This window comes from Butyricimonas faecalis, from assembly GCF_003991565.1.
Classification (GTDB): domain Bacteria; phylum Bacteroidota; class Bacteroidia; order Bacteroidales; family Marinifilaceae; genus Butyricimonas; species Butyricimonas faecalis.
Genome location: NZ_CP032819.1, coordinates 1224972 through 1241356, shown reverse-complemented (window position 1 = coordinate 1241356; position 16385 = coordinate 1224972). Strand labels below are relative to the sequence as shown.

General features: G+C 52.8%; 24 protein-coding genes. 14 read left to right on the top strand and 10 right to left on the bottom strand.

Annotated elements, in window-relative coordinates; genetic code table 11:
• Positions 1 to 9: 9 nt before the first annotated feature.
• The 14 genes from D8S85_RS05475 (at position 10) to D8S85_RS05410 (ending at position 12055) form a co-directional block, all read left to right on the top strand.
• Complete coding sequence (locus D8S85_RS05475) at positions 10 to 342, top strand: DUF4133 domain-containing protein (protein ID WP_005944155.1); 333 nt, start codon at positions 10 to 12, stop codon at positions 340 to 342.
• Positions 339 to 2843, top strand: a complete 2505-nt coding sequence (locus D8S85_RS05470) for a TraG family conjugative transposon ATPase (protein ID WP_005850488.1) — start codon at positions 339 to 341, stop codon at positions 2841 to 2843. The genes D8S85_RS05475 and D8S85_RS05470 overlap by 4 nt, the downstream gene beginning before the upstream one ends.
• A gap of 49 nt (positions 2844 to 2892) precedes the next feature.
• A complete protein-coding gene (locus tag D8S85_RS05465; RefSeq protein WP_005850486.1) occupies positions 2893 to 3273 on the top strand; it encodes a DUF3876 domain-containing protein in 381 nt (126 codons plus the stop codon).
• A 23-nt stretch (positions 3274 to 3296) separates the two neighbouring features.
• Entirely contained in the window at positions 3297 to 3926 is a 630-nt protein-coding gene (locus tag D8S85_RS05460; protein WP_127074884.1) for a DUF4141 domain-containing protein, read from the top strand.
• A 3-nt stretch (positions 3927 to 3929) separates the two neighbouring features.
• Entirely contained in the window at positions 3930 to 4934 is a 1005-nt protein-coding gene (gene traJ / locus D8S85_RS05455; protein ID WP_005850482.1) for a conjugative transposon protein TraJ, read from the top strand.
• A gap of 204 nt (positions 4935 to 5138) precedes the next feature.
• Positions 5139 to 5762 carry a conjugative transposon protein TraK gene (gene traK / locus D8S85_RS05450; protein WP_005850480.1) on the top strand — a complete coding sequence of 208 codons (624 nt, stop codon included), beginning with the start codon at positions 5139 to 5141 and terminating at the stop codon, positions 5760 to 5762.
• A 6-nt stretch (positions 5763 to 5768) separates the two neighbouring features.
• Positions 5769 to 6089 (top strand): TraL conjugative transposon family protein, encoded by a 321-nt coding sequence (locus D8S85_RS05445; RefSeq protein ID WP_005850478.1) that lies wholly within the window; start codon positions 5769 to 5771, stop codon positions 6087 to 6089.
• A complete protein-coding gene (gene traM, locus D8S85_RS05440) occupies positions 6058 to 7434 on the top strand; it encodes a conjugative transposon protein TraM (protein ID WP_005850476.1) in 1377 nt (458 codons plus the stop codon). Before D8S85_RS05445 ends, traM begins: the two co-directional genes overlap by 32 nt.
• A gap of 46 nt (positions 7435 to 7480) precedes the next feature.
• Positions 7481 to 8467, top strand: a complete 987-nt coding sequence (gene traN / locus D8S85_RS05435) for a conjugative transposon protein TraN (RefSeq protein ID WP_005850475.1) — start codon at positions 7481 to 7483, stop codon at positions 8465 to 8467.
• Positions 8468 to 8469: 2 nt separating this feature from the next.
• Entirely contained in the window at positions 8470 to 9045 is a 576-nt protein-coding gene (locus tag D8S85_RS05430) for a conjugal transfer protein TraO (RefSeq protein WP_005850473.1), read from the top strand.
• Between the two features lie 8 nt (positions 9046 to 9053).
• Complete coding sequence (locus D8S85_RS22135) at positions 9054 to 9929, top strand: toprim domain-containing protein (RefSeq protein ID WP_010185927.1); 876 nt, start codon at positions 9054 to 9056, stop codon at positions 9927 to 9929.
• A gap of 18 nt (positions 9930 to 9947) precedes the next feature.
• Positions 9948 to 10454 carry a DUF3872 domain-containing protein gene (locus D8S85_RS05420; RefSeq protein ID WP_005850466.1) on the top strand — a complete coding sequence of 169 codons (507 nt, stop codon included), beginning with the start codon at positions 9948 to 9950 and terminating at the stop codon, positions 10452 to 10454.
• A complete protein-coding gene (locus tag D8S85_RS05415) occupies positions 10451 to 10978 on the top strand; it encodes a glycoside hydrolase family protein (RefSeq protein WP_005850464.1) in 528 nt (175 codons plus the stop codon). The genes D8S85_RS05420 and D8S85_RS05415 overlap by 4 nt, the downstream gene beginning before the upstream one ends.
• A gap of 93 nt (positions 10979 to 11071) precedes the next feature.
• Positions 11072 to 12055, top strand: a complete 984-nt coding sequence (locus D8S85_RS05410; RefSeq protein ID WP_005850457.1) for a phage exclusion protein Lit family protein — start codon at positions 11072 to 11074, stop codon at positions 12053 to 12055.
• A gap of 50 nt (positions 12056 to 12105) precedes the next feature.
• Here D8S85_RS05410 and D8S85_RS05405 read toward each other — a convergent pair whose 3' ends face one another.
• The 10 genes from D8S85_RS05405 to D8S85_RS05360 form a co-directional block, all read right to left on the bottom strand.
• Entirely contained in the window at positions 12106 to 12327 is a 222-nt protein-coding gene (locus D8S85_RS05405; RefSeq protein WP_009276858.1) for a DUF7688 family protein, read from the bottom strand.
• Between the two features lie 117 nt (positions 12328 to 12444).
• The gene (locus D8S85_RS05400) at positions 12445 to 12753 is read right to left on the bottom strand and encodes a hypothetical protein (RefSeq protein WP_005850451.1); all 309 of its coding nucleotides are present in this window, start codon (positions 12751 to 12753) and stop codon (positions 12445 to 12447) included.
• Positions 12754 to 12798: 45 nt separating this feature from the next.
• Entirely contained in the window at positions 12799 to 13044 is a 246-nt protein-coding gene (locus tag D8S85_RS05395; protein WP_005850448.1) for a DUF6956 domain-containing protein, read from the bottom strand.
• Entirely contained in the window at positions 13041 to 13274 is a 234-nt protein-coding gene (locus tag D8S85_RS05390; protein ID WP_005850444.1) for a DUF3873 domain-containing protein, read from the bottom strand. The genes D8S85_RS05395 and D8S85_RS05390 overlap by 4 nt, the downstream gene beginning before the upstream one ends.
• 20 nt (positions 13275 to 13294) lie before the next feature.
• Positions 13295 to 13552: a hypothetical protein gene (locus D8S85_RS05385; protein ID WP_005850441.1), complete on the bottom strand. Its 258-nt coding sequence runs from the start codon at positions 13550 to 13552 to the stop codon at positions 13295 to 13297.
• Between the two features lie 24 nt (positions 13553 to 13576).
• Positions 13577 to 14866 (bottom strand): PcfJ domain-containing protein, encoded by a 1290-nt coding sequence (locus tag D8S85_RS05380; RefSeq protein ID WP_005850438.1) that lies wholly within the window; start codon positions 14864 to 14866, stop codon positions 13577 to 13579.
• Positions 14867 to 14868: 2 nt separating this feature from the next.
• Positions 14869 to 15291: a PcfK-like family protein gene (locus tag D8S85_RS05375; RefSeq protein ID WP_005850436.1), complete on the bottom strand. Its 423-nt coding sequence runs from the start codon at positions 15289 to 15291 to the stop codon at positions 14869 to 14871.
• Positions 15292 to 15306: 15 nt separating this feature from the next.
• Entirely contained in the window at positions 15307 to 15903 is a 597-nt protein-coding gene (locus tag D8S85_RS05370) for a hypothetical protein (protein WP_005850434.1), read from the bottom strand.
• 12 nt (positions 15904 to 15915) lie between these two features.
• Positions 15916 to 16137, bottom strand: a complete 222-nt coding sequence (locus D8S85_RS05365) for a hypothetical protein (RefSeq protein WP_005850431.1) — start codon at positions 16135 to 16137, stop codon at positions 15916 to 15918.
• Between the two features lie 11 nt (positions 16138 to 16148).
• The gene (locus tag D8S85_RS05360; RefSeq protein ID WP_005850429.1) at positions 16149 to 16364 is read right to left on the bottom strand and encodes a hypothetical protein; all 216 of its coding nucleotides are present in this window, start codon (positions 16362 to 16364) and stop codon (positions 16149 to 16151) included.
• Positions 16365 to 16385 lie beyond the last annotated feature (21 nt).

Below are 16385 nucleotides of genomic sequence, written 5' to 3'. Positions count from 1 at the left end.
AAACGATGTATGGCTGAATACCCGATAAACAAGGGTATCGGCCGTCCGGTAGAATTCAAGGGCTTGAAGGCTCAGTACCTCTTCATCTTCTGCGGAGGTCTGCTGGCTCTCTTCGTCCTGTTCGTCATCCTCTACATGGTCGGCATCGACCAGTGGGTATGTATCGGCTTCGGCGTGGCATCGTCCTCCGTCCTCGTATGGCAGACCTTCGCGCTGAACGCCCGGTACGGCGAACACGGGCTTATGAAATTAGGGGCAACAAGGAGCCATCCCCGATACCTTATCAACCGGCGGCGGATCACCCGATTATTCAAACGGAAACGAAAGGAAGAAACGACATGAGGAATACATCCAAAATGACAACACTGGAAAACAAGTTCCCGCTATTGGCGGTGGAACAAGGCTGCATCATCTCCAAAGACGCCGACATCACGGTGGCTTTCGAGGTGGAGCTGCCGGAGCTTTACACCGTGACGGGCGCGGAGTACGAGGCGATACACGGCTGCTGGTGCAAGGCAATCAAGGTGCTGCCGGACTTCTCCGTCGTCCACAAGCAGGACTGGTTCATCAAGGAGAAGTACACGCCGGAACTTCACAAGGACGACATGAGCTTTTTAAGCCGCTCTTTCGAGCGTCACTTCAACGAGCGTCCGTACCTGAAGCACACGTGCTACCTCTACCTGACCAAGACGACGAAGGAGCGTAACCGGATGCAGAGCAATTTCAGCACGCTGTGCCGTGGGCATATCATCCCGAAGGAGCTGGACAAGGAAACCGCCGCGAAGTTCATGGAGGCTGCGGAACAGTTCGAGCGTATCATCAACGACAGCGGCTTTGTCAGGCTGCGCCGCCTCTCCACCGACGAGATTGTGGGGACGGACGGCAAAGCCGGACTGATAGAGCGTTACTTCTCGCTCATGCCCGAAGGCGACGCCACGTTGCAGGACATCGACCTCTCGGCACGGGAAATGCGCATCGGCGACAACCGCCTGTGCCTGCACACCCTGTCCGACGCGGAGGATCTGCCCGGCACGGTGGCTACCGACACCCGGTATGAGAAACTCTCCACCGACCGCTCGGACTGCCGCCTCTCCTTCGCATCCCCGGTGGGGCTGCTGCTCTCCTGCAACCACATCTACAACCAGTACGTGATTATCGACAACAGCGAGGAGAACCTCCAAAAATTCGAGAAGTCCGCAAGGAATATGCAGTCGCTCTCGCGCTATTCGAGGAGCAACAGCATCAACCGCGAGTGGATAGACCGCTACCTGAACGAGGCGCACTCCTACGGGCTGACCTCGGTGCGGGCGCACTTCAACGTCATGGCGTGGAGCGACGACGCGGAAGAGCTGAAACACATAAAGAACGACGTGGGCAGCCAGCTGGCAAGCATGGAGTGCGTGCCTCGCCACAACACCATCGACTGCCCGACACTCTATTGGGCGGCTATGCCCGGCAACGCGGCGGACTTTCCGGCGGAAGAGAGTTTCCATACCTTCATCGAACAGGCGGTGTGCCTCTTCACGGAGGAAACCAACTACCGCAGTTCGCTCTCGCCCTTCGGCATCAAGATGGTGGACAGGCTCACGGGAAAACCGCTGCACCTCGACATCAGTGACCTGCCGATGAAGCGGGGCATCACCACCAACCGTAACAAGTTCGTATTAGGTCCTTCGGGCAGTGGCAAGTCGTTCTTCATGAACCACCTCGTGCGACAATATTACGAGCAGGGCGCGCATGTGGTATTGGTGGACACGGGAAACTCCTATCAGGGATTGTGCGAGATGATACGGCGCAAGACGGGCGGCACGGACGGCGTGTATTTCACCTACACGGAGGAGAAGCCCATCAGCTTCAACCCGTTCTACACCGACGACTACGTGTTCGACGTGGAGAAGAAGGACAGCATCAAGACGCTGCTGCTGACGCTCTGGAAGTCGGAGGACGACAAGGTGACGAAAACCGAAAGCGGGGAATTGGGCAGTGCCGTGAGTGCCTACATCGAGCGCATCAGGGCAGACCGGAGCATCGTCCCCTCGTTCAACACCTTCTACGAGTACATGCGCGACGACTACCGCCGGGAACTGGCGGAGCGTGACATCAAGGTGGAGAAGGAGGACTTCAACATCGACAACATGCTCACCACCATGCGGCAGTATTACCGGGGCGGACGCTATGACTTCCTGCTCAACTCGGCGGAGAACATCGACCTGCTGGGCAAACGGTTCATCGTCTTCGAGATTGACTCCATCAAGGACAACCGCGAACTGTTCCCGGTAGTGACCATCATCATCATGGAAGCCTTCATCAACAAGATGCGGCGTCTGAAAGGGGTGCGGAAGCAGCTTATCGTGGAGGAGGCTTGGAAGGCTCTTTCTTCGGCAAATATGGCTGACTACCTGCGCTATATGTACAAGACGGTGCGTAAGTATTTCGGTGAGGCAATCGTGGTGACGCAGGAGGTGGACGACATCATTTCCTCGCCCGTCGTCAAGGAGAGCATCATCAACAACTCGGACTGTAAAATCCTGCTCGACCAGCGCAAGTACATGAACAAGTTCGACCAGATTCAGGCGTTGCTCGGACTGACGGAGAAGGAGAAGTCGCAGATACTCTCCATCAACATGGCGAACAACCCCTCACGGCTCTACAAGGAGGTGTGGATAGGCTTGGGCGGCACGCAGTCGGCGGTCTATGCCACCGAGGTCAGTGCTGAAGAGTATCTGGCGTACACCACCGAGGAAACGGAAAAGGTGGAGGTGTACCGTCTGGCAGAGCAATTGGGCGGTGACATCGAAGCCGCCATCCGGCAACTTGCCGAAAGGCGGAGAAACAAGCAATAAGTAATCAATAATCAGTAAAACAGATTTATCAACAAAAAAAGAAAAGCGTATGAGCATATCAAGAATGAAGATGCTGCAAGTCAGCAAGTGTTTAATCGGGCTGGCGGTCATGGTGCTGCAATCCTGCGACGTGGCGGAGAACCGCCGCGACCTGCTGTGCGGAAACTGGGAAAGCGTGGAGGGCAAACCCGACGTGCTTATCTACAAGGAGGGAGAAGCCTACAAGGTGACGGTTTTCAAGCGGAGCGGCATCCGCCGCAGGCTGAAGCCGGAAACCTACCTCTTGCAGGAGGAGAACGGCAACCTGTTCATGAACACGGGATTCCGCATCGACGTGGCGTATAACGAGGCTACCGACGTGCTGACCTTCTCACCCAACGGGGACTACGTGCGTGTGAAGCCGCAGCCGGAAACTCCGGCAGAAAAATAAGAACCGCTAAAATCCAAAGAAACATGAGAACAAGAATAACATTCGTCATCTGCCTGTGCCTGCTTTTCGCGGGCAGGGCTTCCGCCCAATGGGTCGTGAGCGATCCGGGCAATCTGGCGCAGGGCATCATCAACGCCTCGAAGAACATCATCCATACCTCGAAGACCGCCACGAACATGGTGAACAACTTTCAGGAAACGGTGAAAATCTACGAGCAGGGCAAGAAGTATTACGACGCCCTCAAATCGGTGAACAATCTGGTCAAGGACGCACGCAAGGTGCAGCAGACCATCCTGATGGTGGGCGACATCACGGACATCTACGTGACCAGCTTCCAGAAGATGCTGCGCGACGACAACTTCACGGTGGAGGAACTCGGAGCCATCGCCTTCGGCTACACGAAGCTGCTGGAGGAATCAAACGACGTGCTGACGGAGCTGAAGAACGTGGTGAACATCATCACGCTCTCCATGACGGACAAGGAGCGCATGGACGTGGTGGAACGCTGCCACTCCAAGATGAAGCGTTACCGCAACCTCGTGAGCTACTACACCAACAAGAACATCAGCGTGAGCTACCTGCGTGCGAAGAAGAAAAACGACCTCGACCGCATCATGGGGCTGTACGGCAGTATGAACGAAAGATACTGGTAGCCTATGGAGTTCGACAACCTTCACCAGATTCTCCGCTCGCTCTACGAGCAGATGATGCCGCTGTGCGCCGACATGGCGGGCGTGGCGAAAGGCATCGCCGGGCTGGGCGCGCTCTTCTATGTCGCTTACCGGGTATGGCAGTCGTTGGCGAGAGCCGAACCGATAGACGTCTTCCCGATGCTCCGCCCCTTTGCCGTCGGTCTGTGCATCATGTTCTTCCCTACGGTGGTGCTTGGCACGATAAACAGCGTCCTCTCGCCCGTCGTGCAGGGTACGGCGAAACTGCTCGAAACGCAGACTTTGGACATGAACAAGTACCGGGAGCAGAAGGACAGGCTGGAATACGAGGCGATGGTGCGCAATCCCGAAACCGCCTACCTCGTGTCCAACGAGGAGTTTGACAAGCAACTGGAGGAATTGGGCTGGTCGCCCTCCGACATGGTGACGATGGCGGGGATGTATATCGACCGGGGGATGTACAAGATGAAGAAGGGCATCCGCGATTTCTTCCGCGAGATACTGGAACTGATGTTCCAAGCCGCCGCCCTCGTGATAGACACCATCCGCACGTTCTTCCTTGTGGTGCTGGCGATACTCGGTCCGATAGCCTTCGCCATATCGGTGTGGGACGGCTTCCAAAGCACGCTCACGCAGTGGATATGCCGCTACATTCAGGTCTATCTGTGGCTGCCCGTGTCGGACATATTCAGCACCATACTCGCCAAGATTCAGGTGTTGATGCTGCAAAGCGACATCGAACGGATGCAGGCTGACCCGAACTTCTCGCTGGATTCGAGCGACGGGGTGTACATCGTCTTCATGATAATCGGCATCATCGGCTACTTCACCATCCCGACGGTGGCAGGCTGGATTATCCAAGCCGGAGGCATGGGAAGCTACGGTCGCAACGTGAACCAGACGGCAGGACGAGCCGGAAGCATGGCGGGCAGCGTGGCGGGTGCTACCGCAGGCAACATGGTCGGACGTGCCGGGAAACTGCTGAAATAGAGGCTGAATTACGGGAGAGGCATCCGCATAAAAGTAACATACGTATGTAGCCTGTCATGACATACGTATGTAGCAGCCTGTTACATACGTATGCAGCGGCTCATTACATACGTATGTGGTAACCCGTTACATACGTATGTGGCAAACGACCGCATACCAATCCTATTGTATAACGAATTAAGAACCGAAAAATAAAATCAGACAATGGAATTCAAGTCACTCAAAAACATCGAATCATCGTTCAGGCAGATACGCCTGTTCGGTATCGTCTTCCTCTCGCTGTGCGCCGTGATAACGGTATGGAGCGTGTGGAGTTCCTACCGCTTCGCGGAACGGCAGCGTGAGAAGATCTATGTGCTGGACAACGGCAAGTCGCTGATGCTGGCACTCTCGCAGGACTTGTCGCAGAACCGTCCGGCGGAAGCGAGGGAGCATGTGCGCCGCTTCCACGAACTGTTTTTCACGCTCTCGCCCGAAAAGAGCGCGATAGAACACAACGTAAAGCGTGCGTTGTTGCTGGCGGACAAGAGCGTGTACAACTACTATTCGGACTTCGCCGAGAAGGGGTACTACAACCGCATCATCGCCGGGAACATCAACCAAGTGCTGAAGGTGGACAGCGTGGTATGCGACTTCAACGGCTATCCCTACCGTGCCGTGACCTACGCCACGCAGAAGATTATCCGGCAGAGCAACGTCACCGAGCGCAGCCTCGTGACCACGTGCCGCCTCTTGAACTCGTCCCGTTCGGACAACAACCCGAACGGGTTCACCATCGAGGGATTCACCATCATCGAGAACAAGGATTTACAAACCATCAAAAGGTAAACGGATATGAAGAAAATCAAGAAATCATTTTGGGGCGCATATTGGAAACTCCACGACAAAAAGAAAATGCTGGTGGCAAGGCTCAGGGGCTATCTGGACGGCTTGCCGCCAAAGACACGCAGGCGCATCGTGCTGGCGATGCTCGCCGCATTCTCCGCGCTTGCCCTCTACACCTTCGGCAAAGCCGTGTATGACATCGGCAGGAATGACGGCAGCCGGATGGTGACAGACCATGCCGGACAGGTGGAACTGTCCGTGAAGACGGATAACAATCATAACGTAACACCTTATTTATATGGAACAGACGAAGAACGAAACGAAGATTGAGAACAAGACGGAGAGCAAGTCCGAAAGCACGGCTGCACCCGACAACAAGGGGAAGCCGAAAAAGGAGCGCAAGCCGCTGACCGAAGCCCAACGGCTGAAACGTCAGAAAATGATAGTGCTGCCCGCTATGGTGCTGGTATTCATCGGGGCGATGTGGCTGATATTCGCCCCGTCCTCCGGCAAAGAGCAGGAGCCGGGAACAGGCGGCTACAACATCGAGATGCCCGACGCGGACAAGGAGAACCGCCGGATTATCGGTGACAAGGCGAAAGCCTACGAACAGGGCGCAATGGAGGAAAGGCAGGAGAACCGCAGCCGCGCCATGCAGCAGTTGGGCGACCTGTTCGACCGCGAAACTGCGGCAGCGGATGGAGACAGCGATTTCGACCTTGCCAATCCCGGCGGAACAGAAGAGGCCGTGAAGCCCACACCGAAGACCATCCAATCCTCGGCAGCCGCCTACCGTGACCTCAATGCCACGCTCGGCAACTTCTACGAGCAGCCGAAAAACGACAATGCGGAGATGGACGAACTGCTGGAACGCATCGCCACCCTCGAATCCGAACTGGAAAGCGGAAAAGAGAGAAGCTCCACGATGGACGAGCAGGTGGCACTCATGGAAAAATCCTACGAGCTGGCGGCGAAGTACATGGGCGGGCAGAACGGCACGCAGGCGGCAGCGGGACAGACCGCAGAGCCGTCCCCCGTGCAGAAAGCCGGAAAGAACACGGCAAAACCCGTCAGGCAGGTGACGCATCAGGTGGTGTCCTCGCTCGGACAGCCCGTGAGCAATGCCGAATTTGTCGCTTCCTTCTCGCAGGAGCGCAACCGCAGTTTCAACACGGCGGTGGGCGTCACGACCGTATCGGACAGGAACACCATACCGGCATATGTCTATGGGACGCAGAGCGTGACGGACGGGCAGGCGGTCAGGTTGCGCTTGCTGGAGCCGATGGCGGTAGCAGACCGGATCATCCCCCGTAATGCGGTGGTGGTCGGCGCAGCCAAGATTCAGGGCGAACGGCTCGGCATCGAAATCACCTCTCTGGAACACGACGGTACGATTATCCCGGTGGAGTTGGAGGTCTATGACACGGACGGGCAGCCCGGCATATTCATCCCCAACTCGATGGAGATGAACGCCGTCAGGGAGGTTGCCGCCAACATGGGCGGCTCGCTCGGCAGCAGCATCAACATCTCCACCAATGCCGGGGCGCAGCTCGCCTCCGACTTGGGCAAGGGGCTGATACAAGGCACGAGCCAGTACATTGCCAAGAAGATGCGCACCGTCAAGGTGCATCTGAAAGCCGGGTACAGGGTCATGCTCTATCAGGAAGTGAATTAAGAAAACAATCAATCAAATTTTTATTTACCACTAAAAATCCAAAGTAATGAGAAAAGTAATCATGATGTTTGCCCTCGCTATGGGCATCGCAACTGCCAACGCGCAGGAAAACGTAACCGTTGGGCAAAGCAACGGAAGTGAACAACCGACCTTGACAAAGGAGGTCTATCCGCAGAAGGAGGCGGACGGCGACCTGTATCACGGTCTGACGAGAAAGCTGGGTTTTGACCGCATGGTTCCCCCGCACGGCTTGGAAGTGACCTACGACAAGACCGTGCATGTCATCTTCCCGGCGGAAGTGCGCTATGTCGATTTAGGCTCGCCCGACCTGATTGCGGGCAAAGCCGAAGGTGCGGAGAACGTCATCCGCGTGAAGGCTACCGTGAGGAACTTCCCGAACGAAACCAACATGTCCGTAATCACGGAGGACGGGAGTTTTTACACCTTCAACGTGAAGTATGCCACCGAACCGCTGCTGCTCAACGTGGAGATGTGCGACTTCATCCATGACGGCGAGGCGGTGAACCGTCCGAACAATGCGCAGGAAATCTACCTGAAAGAGCTGGGCAGTGAAAGTCCCATGCTGGTGCGCCTTATCATGAAGTCCATCCACAAGCAGAACAAACGTGAGGTGAAGCATATCGGCTGCAAGCGTTTCGGCATCCAGTACCTTCTGAAAGGCATCTACACGCACAACGGGCTTCTGTATTTCCACACGGAAATCAGGAACCAGAGCAACGTGCCTTTCGATGTGGACTACATCACATGGAAAATCGTGGACAAGAAGGTGATGAAGCGTACCGCAGTGCAGGAGCGTATCATCCTGCCGCTCCGTGCGCAGAACTACGCCACGCTCGTGCCGGGCAAAAAAAGCGAACGCACGGTCTTCACGATGGCGAAGTTCACCATCCCCGACGGCAAGTGTCTCGTGGTGGAGCTGAACGAGAAGAACGGAGGTCGTCATCAGTCTTTCGTGATCGAGAATGAGGATTTGGTGCGTGCCAATAACATCAACGAACTCCAAGTGCGCTGACCATGAGAAAGTACATCGCAATCATCATCGCGTCGCTTGCCCTGTTCACGGGGCAGGCGTACGCCCAGCGATGTCTGCCGAAAATGCAGGGCATCGAGGTAAGGGCGAATCTGGCGGACGGCTTCAAACCCGGCGGCAACGACGGCGGGTACAGTTTCGGGGCGGCTCTCTCCACCTACACGAAGAAGGGCAACAAATGGATGTTCGGAGGTGAGTATCTCCTGAAGAACAACCCGTACAAGGATACCGCCATACCTGTGGTGCAGTTCACGGCGGAAGGCGGCTACTATTTCAAGATACTTTCCGATGCCCGTAAAATCATGTTCGTCTATGCGGGGGCTTCGGCTCTCGTCGGATATGAATCGGTGAATTGGGGCGAAAAGGTGCTGCAAGACGGCTCGACCCTGCATAACCGGGACGCCTTCATCTATGGCGGTGCGCTGACGCTGGACGTGGAGTTTTACGTGGCTGACCGTATCGCCCTGCTCGCCAATCTCCGGGAGCGTTGCCTGTGGGGTGGCGACACACGAAAGTTCCACACGCAGTTCGGGGTCGGCATCAAGTTCATCATCAACTGATGCGCCGCATGGAACGGACGGATATAGACACCATGAGGCAAATATCCCTCGCGGACTTTCTCGCACGGCTGGGACATGAGCCTGTACGGAGAAGCGGAAACGAGCTGTGGTATCTCGCGCCGTACCGCAATGAGCGCACGCCCTCTTTCCGCGTGAACGTGGCGAAACGGCTCTGGTACGATTTCGGTTTGGGCAAGGGCGGTGACATCTTCACGCTTGCCGGGGAGTTTGCCCGAAGCGGCGACTTCATGGCGCAGGCGAGATTCATAGCGGAAACCGCCCGTATGCCGTTTGTCGCATCGGAAAAGCCGTTGTTCCTGCCGGAGCCGTCCGAACCTGCCTTTGAGGGAGTGGAAGCCGTCCCGCTGCTCCGCTCACCATTAACAGAGTATCTGGCGGAACGGGGCATCCCTTATGCCGTTGCATCCCGCCACTGCTGCCGCCTGAACTACGGCGTGCGTGGAAAGCGGTATTTCGCAATCGGTTTCCCGAACGTGGCTGGCGGCTATGAAATCCGTAGCCGCTACTTCAAGGGTTGCGTACCACCGAAAGATGTGTCACTGATAAAACCGAAAGATACCGCCTCTGACGTATGCAGCGTGTTTGAGGGCTTCATGGACTTTCTGTCCGCTGCTGCACTCGGTATAGGCGGCAATAGCGACAGCCTTGTGCTGAACTCCGTTGCCAACGTGGGTAAGGCGGTGAAACACTTGGACGGGTACGGGCGCATAGACTGCTTCCTCGACCGTGACGAAGCCGGACGGAGGACGCTGGAAGCCCTCAAAGGATATTACGGCGGACGTGTCACCGACCGTTCCGCACTCCATGACGGTTACAAGGACTTGAACGAGTATCTGCAACTGACAGCAAAAAATGAACAATAACTTAAAAATCAAAGAACAATGAACATACTGAACAACAAGAACAAGAGAACATCCATCTTCAAGGCGTTGGCACTCTGCCTGTTCGCCGCCATGTTGCTCACGCTCGCATCGTGTGACGATGACATGGACATCCAGCAATCCTATCCCTTCACAGTGGAAACCATGCCCGTGCCTAACAAGGTAACGAAGGGGCAGACGGTGGAAATCCGCTGTGAGTTGAAAAAGACGGGCGATTACGCCAACACCCTATATACCATCCGGTATTTCCAATTCGAGGGAGAAGGAACATTGAAAATGGACAACGGCATTACGTTCCTGCCCAACGACCGCTACCTGCTCGAAAACGAGAAGTTCCGGCTGTACTACACGGCGCAAGGTGACGAGGTGCACAACTTCATCGTAGTGGTGGAAGATAATTTCAGCAACTCCTACGAATTGGAATTTGACTTCAACAATCGCAACGTGAAGGATGACGGGGCTATCTCTATTGTCCCAATCGGAAACTTCAAACCCCTTACACGATGATGCGTGTATTCATGGCTATCCTCTGTTCCCTTCTGGCGGTCTGCTCCGTGTCCGCACGGGACAGCTGTCAGAAGGGGACGGACGGGCAGGCGTCAATCTACCGCCTGCCGCCTTTCGAGCGGGCGGTTCGCTGTACGAAGTATTTTGAAGGCTGGCACTCGGAGAAACACCACCCATACGTGGGCTGGGGGCATCAGGTGCAGCCGGGGGAAAGGTATTCGGCACGCACCATGACGAAGCGGCAGGCGGACGCACTCCTGCGGAAAGACTTGCGGAAGTTCTGCGCCATGTTCCGCAAGTTCGGGCGTGACAGTCTGCTCCTTGCCACGCTCGCCTACAATGTCGGTCCATACCGGCTTTTGGGGAGCGGGAAGATACCCAAAAGCACACTGATCCGAAAATTGGAGGCGGGCGACAGGAACATTTACCGGGAATATATCGCTTTCTGCAACTACAAAGGTAAACGGCACGCCATGCTGCTCAAACGGAGAAAGGCGGAGTTTGCGCTGCTGTATATCCTGTGATACGACTGAAATTCCTTGCGGTAAACAATATCGCAAGGAATTTTAGCGTCTAATACAAATTAACACATTACCTTTGCAAGTAAAATTTGTAAAATGAAAGAAGCGAAAGAAATATATTATTTACCTGTTGAACAGCTATCTGATGATGCTATTCAATGTATTGAAAAAGTTGTTGAACTGTTAGATGCGATAAAAGACGATTGCAATATCAATAACTTTTCTCGTCGATTTACATTCATAAGGGAAGGAAAAGCTATTAGCGATGTTGCGGAAATAAAAAAAGATAGCAATGGATTAAATCATATCTATATCAACGAAAACTTTTGTCAGTATTTATGGTCTGTATGTATTTATCTTAATGCCTATTTTGAGAATGTCATACATATTCCAATAATGGATGCTGTTGGCATAAACAAATATGGTTATAAACCCAATCTGATTGATGTAGAGTATGCTAATGATTGCTTTTTTAGAGGACGGCAATTGTTGCATAACTTCAATAGGGATGTTTATTGGGTAACACCCAACATCTGTAATCCCCAGCAATTTGAAAATATTATAAGTCACACAAATGGTGTATATTGTGCTGCGATAGCATTTATATATGCCCACGAATTTTCACATAATTATTTAGGTCATACACAAATACAACAGACGTTTCCCCATACTATAGATGATGAAATTGCCGCAGATGATACGGCAATTAGTTTTATTCAAACTGAATATGACTCTGCATGGGGAAATACATATAAGGCAGGTGTCGCAACTGTATTAGCAGCCATTTTATTGATGAGCGAAGATTCTATTTCTGGTGATGGAACTCATCCAGATATGGATGTCCGAATAGAAAATTTGGTTACTAAACTGGAATTACATGAAATGGATCCACTTTGGGGCTACTTAGGTGTTGCATTAAGATTATGGTTGCTGGTATTTGGTGGTTTGTCTATCGAAGAGGATATGCAACAGCCCGGTTTTGGCTCATATAAGGAGATTTATTTATTTTACATGGAGAAATTGAAAACAGTTAGACAACAACGTTATCCCAAAATTGTAAAACCTGATTGGGATATATAGCTAAATTAAAAACTCCGATGAAGCCGCAACTTCATCGGAGTTTCCGCTTTTCATACATTCGGGATTTTTCCTTTGCCGATTACCTCACCGTCCCTGCAATGCTCTATGATGCCGGGCGAAAATCCCATCTCCCCGATTGCGATATGCCGGATATACTCCGCATATTCCTGACCTTGAAAATTCCTCCCCGTGAGGTTTTTGAAAATCATCCTTATGCTTGTTCCGTCATCGCTGTGCAGGATGATTTTTCCGTTCTGTCTGATTTCTTCCATGATTGAAACTTGTTTTTGTGAATACTATCGTAGATTGGGACAGCGGTTTCTTTGCTACTTTCTTTGTCCGCCATCATGCTCACCGAAAGAAAGTAGGGCGGCTTTCGCCGTCGCCACTCAAAAACGGGTGTAAAGTCCCGTTACCATCGTGAACATTTCTTCCAGCATATCGCAGTATATGCCATCGTGCGTTGCAATGTCCTTTGTCTTGCACTCGAATGTCTTTTTACTGAACGTCTTGCGGTAGAAACGCATATTGTAGAGGTCTAATCCTGCATCGTAGATGATGTCAAGGCGGTTCGCGCTCGTCTTGTTCCTTGCAAGGCTCATGCGCAAGCCGTTGCCCATGTCTATGAAGTCCTTGCTTCCCGTCATGGCGACAAAGCGTCTGCCGCCTATCTGCTGTAAAATCGTCTTTGCTATCATGCTTTTCTTGGTTTTAGGTTGGCGGTGCGGACACCGCCAACTTGTTTAACATTCTGTTATCTCGGCAATGGGTGTGTTTCGTTTCAACCATTCCATCAGGCACTCCATATTGTACTCGCTTGTGATGACTGCCGTATGGCTGTTGATGGCGGTAAACCTGCTGCTCTCGTAGTCGTCTATCCACCCTTTTAGGGTATCAACTCCCCACGCTTCGGCATCGTCAAAGATGCCGTCCAATACTTTGATAGGCTCGCTGAATTTCACTATCAGCGTTTGATAGGCTGTGTTCATCGGTTGTCCTCCTTTCCATCCTTTGCCGTGAGCCACTTATCCCGTGCGGCTCGGCACTCGTCCAATGTGGGTTTGACACAAGAGAACAACTCTCCGTCTGTGGGGTGGCGGTAGTCGTACTGCACAAGTGTCCGCTTGCGTCTGCCGATACCTAATTGGAAACGCTCATATTTCTCCGTACCTGCTTCGGTGCAGGTGCTTATACCGTTGATGGTCATTCGTGTTGCCATAATCGTTGATTTTAGAGTGGTTAAAAATGTACTGACAAAACTCTGTTGCGCATCACCATTTCGGGGTCACTCGTATAGCGTTGGTGCAGGTAGAAATGGTGGGAGCCGAAGCCGTAAAGGAAAAACCTGTCAAGTCCGTGCTTCTCGGCAAAGTCCTTTACACTCCGTCTTAACTGCTCCTCACTCGTTGCAAGAGTGAGGAGGTTCACAAATTCAAGGAACATCGTGGGGATTTTATCGTCCCACAGACAAACCATGCTTTCAATTCTTACTTCCATTTTGTTGGGTTTTATAGGTTAATACTATGCCACTTCCATCCGCTGGCGGATAAGGTTCACATTGCTGTTCACAAGGTTTACAATGCGGTCGTGGTACTCGGTATTGGAATTGTGCAAGCCACGACTTTGCACCACTTCCAATGTCTTCAAGGAAACCTCCACCGTTTCTATGCGCTTGCCGTCAATGGTGGCGGATAGGATAAGGGAGTTCTTTTCAAGGAAATAGGAGTTGGAAAACACGCAATGGTGCAGTTCCGTCCCTTCCGCTGCAAACTCCGCCACGCTCTCCAACACACGCACCTGCAAAGTGCCGTCCGTGAATGCAATGCCGAAGAATATGCCTTTGAGTTTGCGGTATGCCTTCTCGTGTTTCTTCGCTTGGCGGATGCGTTCTTCCAATTTCTTGCGCTCTATCTCCTTGTTGCGCTTGTGCATAAGTCTGTCGTGTTCGGCTTTGAGGTCGGCAGGGCAGACGTATTTCGGGCTGTTCGTGTCCTTGCCGAAATGCCGCAGGAGGTCTATGGTGTCACGCCACATGGAGCCGTCAGCAATGGTGTAGCCGTTGCGGATACATATCTTTATGGATGCCCAATACCTCTCCATGTCAAAGGAACTGCGGATGTAGTGGCGCAACATGGGGTATTGCCCTGCCTTCAACAGCGTTTCGGCTCGGCTGTCGGAAAGGATAGCCGTGAAAAGGTCGTAAGGCAGTATGTTGTGGTACTCGCCATTGAAGCCGTTGCGTTTCAGTTCGGGTATGAAACGCTGTCGGGGATAGGTGCAGACGGGGTTTATATCGTATGCACGTAGTTTGTTGTTCTTGCGTACTTCCATGTCGCTGTATTCCGCCCATAGGTCATAGTAAAGTATGGACATTCCACGCAGTCGGGCAACGGTGGTAGTTGTACCTTTTGGCGAAATCCACCTTTGCACCACTTCATAAATGGAATACTCGGCTGCCTGTCCTGCCTTGTATCGGGACTTGACGAAAAAGAAGCGTATAACTTGATACTGCTTGCAGGTGGTGACGATGGAGAAATACTCGTTCTCGCTGAACACGCTCTTTCGGGTGCGCAACGCTTCCAACTCCATGCCGCAATGCGGGCAGGTGCATCCGCAAACGGTGTCCGCAAGGTCGTGTTCACTCCTCCACGAATGTCCGCACTCGGTGCAGATGTTCGTGCCGTCCGCCCTCTTGATGGCGTAATGCTTGAAGCAATGGCGGAAAGCGTATGCCCTCTGTATGGCGGTCAATTTCGGCAGTCGCTCGCTCAATCGTGCGACTTCCTGCTGTATGGGTGTTCTCGGTTTCATAATCAGAAATTGAATAGGTTGGGTTGTTGTACTTCTTGTGCGGTCGCTTTGGTGGCGGTTCTCGGCTTGCTGCGGTTTTGCAACTTGCGGAGTTCTTCCTCTTGGTATCTGCGGACTGCGTTCTGCCGTGCTTCCGCCTTTTCCTCTGCCGTGAGTTCCACAACGTGGTTCACCGCCACTTGGCATTGGATAGGCTTGCCTACCTCTATCTCGTTCTCGTCATAGTAGTGGACGGCTTGCCCGAATATCTCCCCGTCCGTGAAGCCGTTGCAACCGCTCCGCTGCACGTAGTTGAGAATGTAGGTGACGCAATCGTCTATGTTCTTGGCAGGGTTGCGGTAGTTCTTCGCAAAGAGCGCATCCTCCGCTGCACGCTGCTCCAAATACATCTGTATCGTTCTCTTGAAATGGTCTGTTCCTTTCATATCGCTGTCGTTTTATCAGTTATACATTTTTCCGTTTCCCAAAAACTCGTAGTCGTTGGCTGCGCAACTCTCCTCGAAACTCTCCTCGCTGCACTGAAATTCCATATCGTCACGGCACGACTTGAAGAAGCTGTCAAGGCACTTGTCCATGAGGTCGTACAGAGTGGTTCGGGTGTCGGGGGCTTTCAGAAAGTCGTAGATGGGTCGCAGGATGTCCTCGTCTGCGCAATAGCCTGTCAGTACGCAACAGTTGTCCGTGAATACCCTGCTTTTGCGCCTTTTCTTGTAATTGCCTTTGAGGTAGTAGGCTTTCGGCTTGAATAGGGTATGCCAATAGTTATTGACGATGTATTTCAGAAGCCGTATGCCGCAGAGTTCCTCTTCCTCTCCGCTGTAACGTGAGGTGAAGCGGTAGGAATAACGGCACGTGTCGTAACTCCAATCGTTCACTTTGACCTTGAACACACTTTCAAATGCTTCCAGCGTGTTGCGGTTGTCGCTGTCCCAACCGTATTCAAAGGTGCGCAACCATTCGTTGTATGCGGTATCTCTCGCTGCTGCGGAGAGTTCAGCTAATTGGAAAAGGTCGTATGTCCTTGTTATCGTTCTCATATCGCTGTCGTTTTAGATGGTCTGTTTCAGTATCTCTCTCCAATAGGTCGGCTGCACCTCGCTCAAAAGGAAGTCTGTAAAGTCCCTCCGTGCGTCCTTGTTCAGTTCTCGGTAGAGTTCACGGAACACGGATATGTTGCCGTTGATGTACGTTTCAACCATATACACGAAGATATTGTCCACCTCGTAGTATCTGCACTGCTGCGCTGCCGTTTTGCTGCTTCTCTTTGCCATGTCGGTAAGGGTTAAAGGGTGAATAACCAAAGGATGAAACCGAAGAAGGCGGTTGCGGAAAGGATAGCCACGATTACGCCTATCGCCACTCGGAACACTCCGTTTACAATCTCTCTAATGATGCCCCAAAGGATGCCGAACACCCCGAAGGCGGTGCGCACCATCAAGCCGCATATCGCAAGCCCTATGTACTGTGCCATTTGTCTGAAATTTGCCGTTGCCGTCATATCTTCGCTGTTTTTGATTTT

Coding starts and splice junctions, on each gene's coding strand:
- D8S85_RS05430 (WP_005850473.1), top strand. CDS start 8,470: ATGAGAAAGTACATCGCAATCATCATCGCGTCGCTTGCCCTGTTCACG.
- D8S85_RS05470 (WP_005850488.1), top strand. CDS start 339: ATGAGGAATACATCCAAAATGACAACACTGGAAAACAAGTTCCCGCTA.
- D8S85_RS05395 (WP_005850448.1), bottom strand. CDS start 13,044: ATGAACACAGCCTATCAAACGCTGATAGTGAAATTCAGCGAGCCTATC.
- D8S85_RS05465 (WP_005850486.1), top strand. CDS start 2,893: ATGAGCATATCAAGAATGAAGATGCTGCAAGTCAGCAAGTGTTTAATC.
- D8S85_RS05405 (WP_009276858.1), bottom strand. CDS start 12,327: ATGGAAGAAATCAGACAGAACGGAAAAATCATCCTGCACAGCGATGAC.
- traJ (WP_005850482.1), top strand. CDS start 3,930: ATGGAGTTCGACAACCTTCACCAGATTCTCCGCTCGCTCTACGAGCAG.
- D8S85_RS05460 (WP_127074884.1), top strand. CDS start 3,297: ATGAGAACAAGAATAACATTCGTCATCTGCCTGTGCCTGCTTTTCGCG.
- traK (WP_005850480.1), top strand. CDS start 5,139: ATGGAATTCAAGTCACTCAAAAACATCGAATCATCGTTCAGGCAGATA.
- D8S85_RS05380 (WP_005850438.1), bottom strand. CDS start 14,866: ATGAAACCGAGAACACCCATACAGCAGGAAGTCGCACGATTGAGCGAG.
- D8S85_RS05420 (WP_005850466.1), top strand. CDS start 9,948: ATGAACATACTGAACAACAAGAACAAGAGAACATCCATCTTCAAGGCG.
- D8S85_RS05365 (WP_005850431.1), bottom strand. CDS start 16,137: ATGGCAAAGAGAAGCAGCAAAACGGCAGCGCAGCAGTGCAGATACTAC.
- D8S85_RS22135 (WP_010185927.1), top strand. CDS start 9,054: ATGGAACGGACGGATATAGACACCATGAGGCAAATATCCCTCGCGGAC.
- D8S85_RS05370 (WP_005850434.1), bottom strand. CDS start 15,903: ATGAGAACGATAACAAGGACATACGACCTTTTCCAATTAGCTGAACTC.
- D8S85_RS05415 (WP_005850464.1), top strand. CDS start 10,451: ATGATGCGTGTATTCATGGCTATCCTCTGTTCCCTTCTGGCGGTCTGC.
- traN (WP_005850475.1), top strand. CDS start 7,481: ATGAGAAAAGTAATCATGATGTTTGCCCTCGCTATGGGCATCGCAACT.
- D8S85_RS05375 (WP_005850436.1), bottom strand. CDS start 15,291: ATGAAAGGAACAGACCATTTCAAGAGAACGATACAGATGTATTTGGAG.
- D8S85_RS05385 (WP_005850441.1), bottom strand. CDS start 13,552: ATGGAAGTAAGAATTGAAAGCATGGTTTGTCTGTGGGACGATAAAATC.
- D8S85_RS05475 (WP_005944155.1), top strand. CDS start 10: ATGGCTGAATACCCGATAAACAAGGGTATCGGCCGTCCGGTAGAATTC.
- D8S85_RS05400 (WP_005850451.1), bottom strand. CDS start 12,753: ATGATAGCAAAGACGATTTTACAGCAGATAGGCGGCAGACGCTTTGTC.
- D8S85_RS05360 (WP_005850429.1), bottom strand. CDS start 16,364: ATGACGGCAACGGCAAATTTCAGACAAATGGCACAGTACATAGGGCTT.
- D8S85_RS05390 (WP_005850444.1), bottom strand. CDS start 13,274: ATGGCAACACGAATGACCATCAACGGTATAAGCACCTGCACCGAAGCA.
- D8S85_RS05410 (WP_005850457.1), top strand. CDS start 11,072: ATGAAAGAAGCGAAAGAAATATATTATTTACCTGTTGAACAGCTATCT.
- traM (WP_005850476.1), top strand. CDS start 6,058: ATGGAACAGACGAAGAACGAAACGAAGATTGAGAACAAGACGGAGAGC.
- D8S85_RS05445 (WP_005850478.1), top strand. CDS start 5,769: ATGAAGAAAATCAAGAAATCATTTTGGGGCGCATATTGGAAACTCCAC.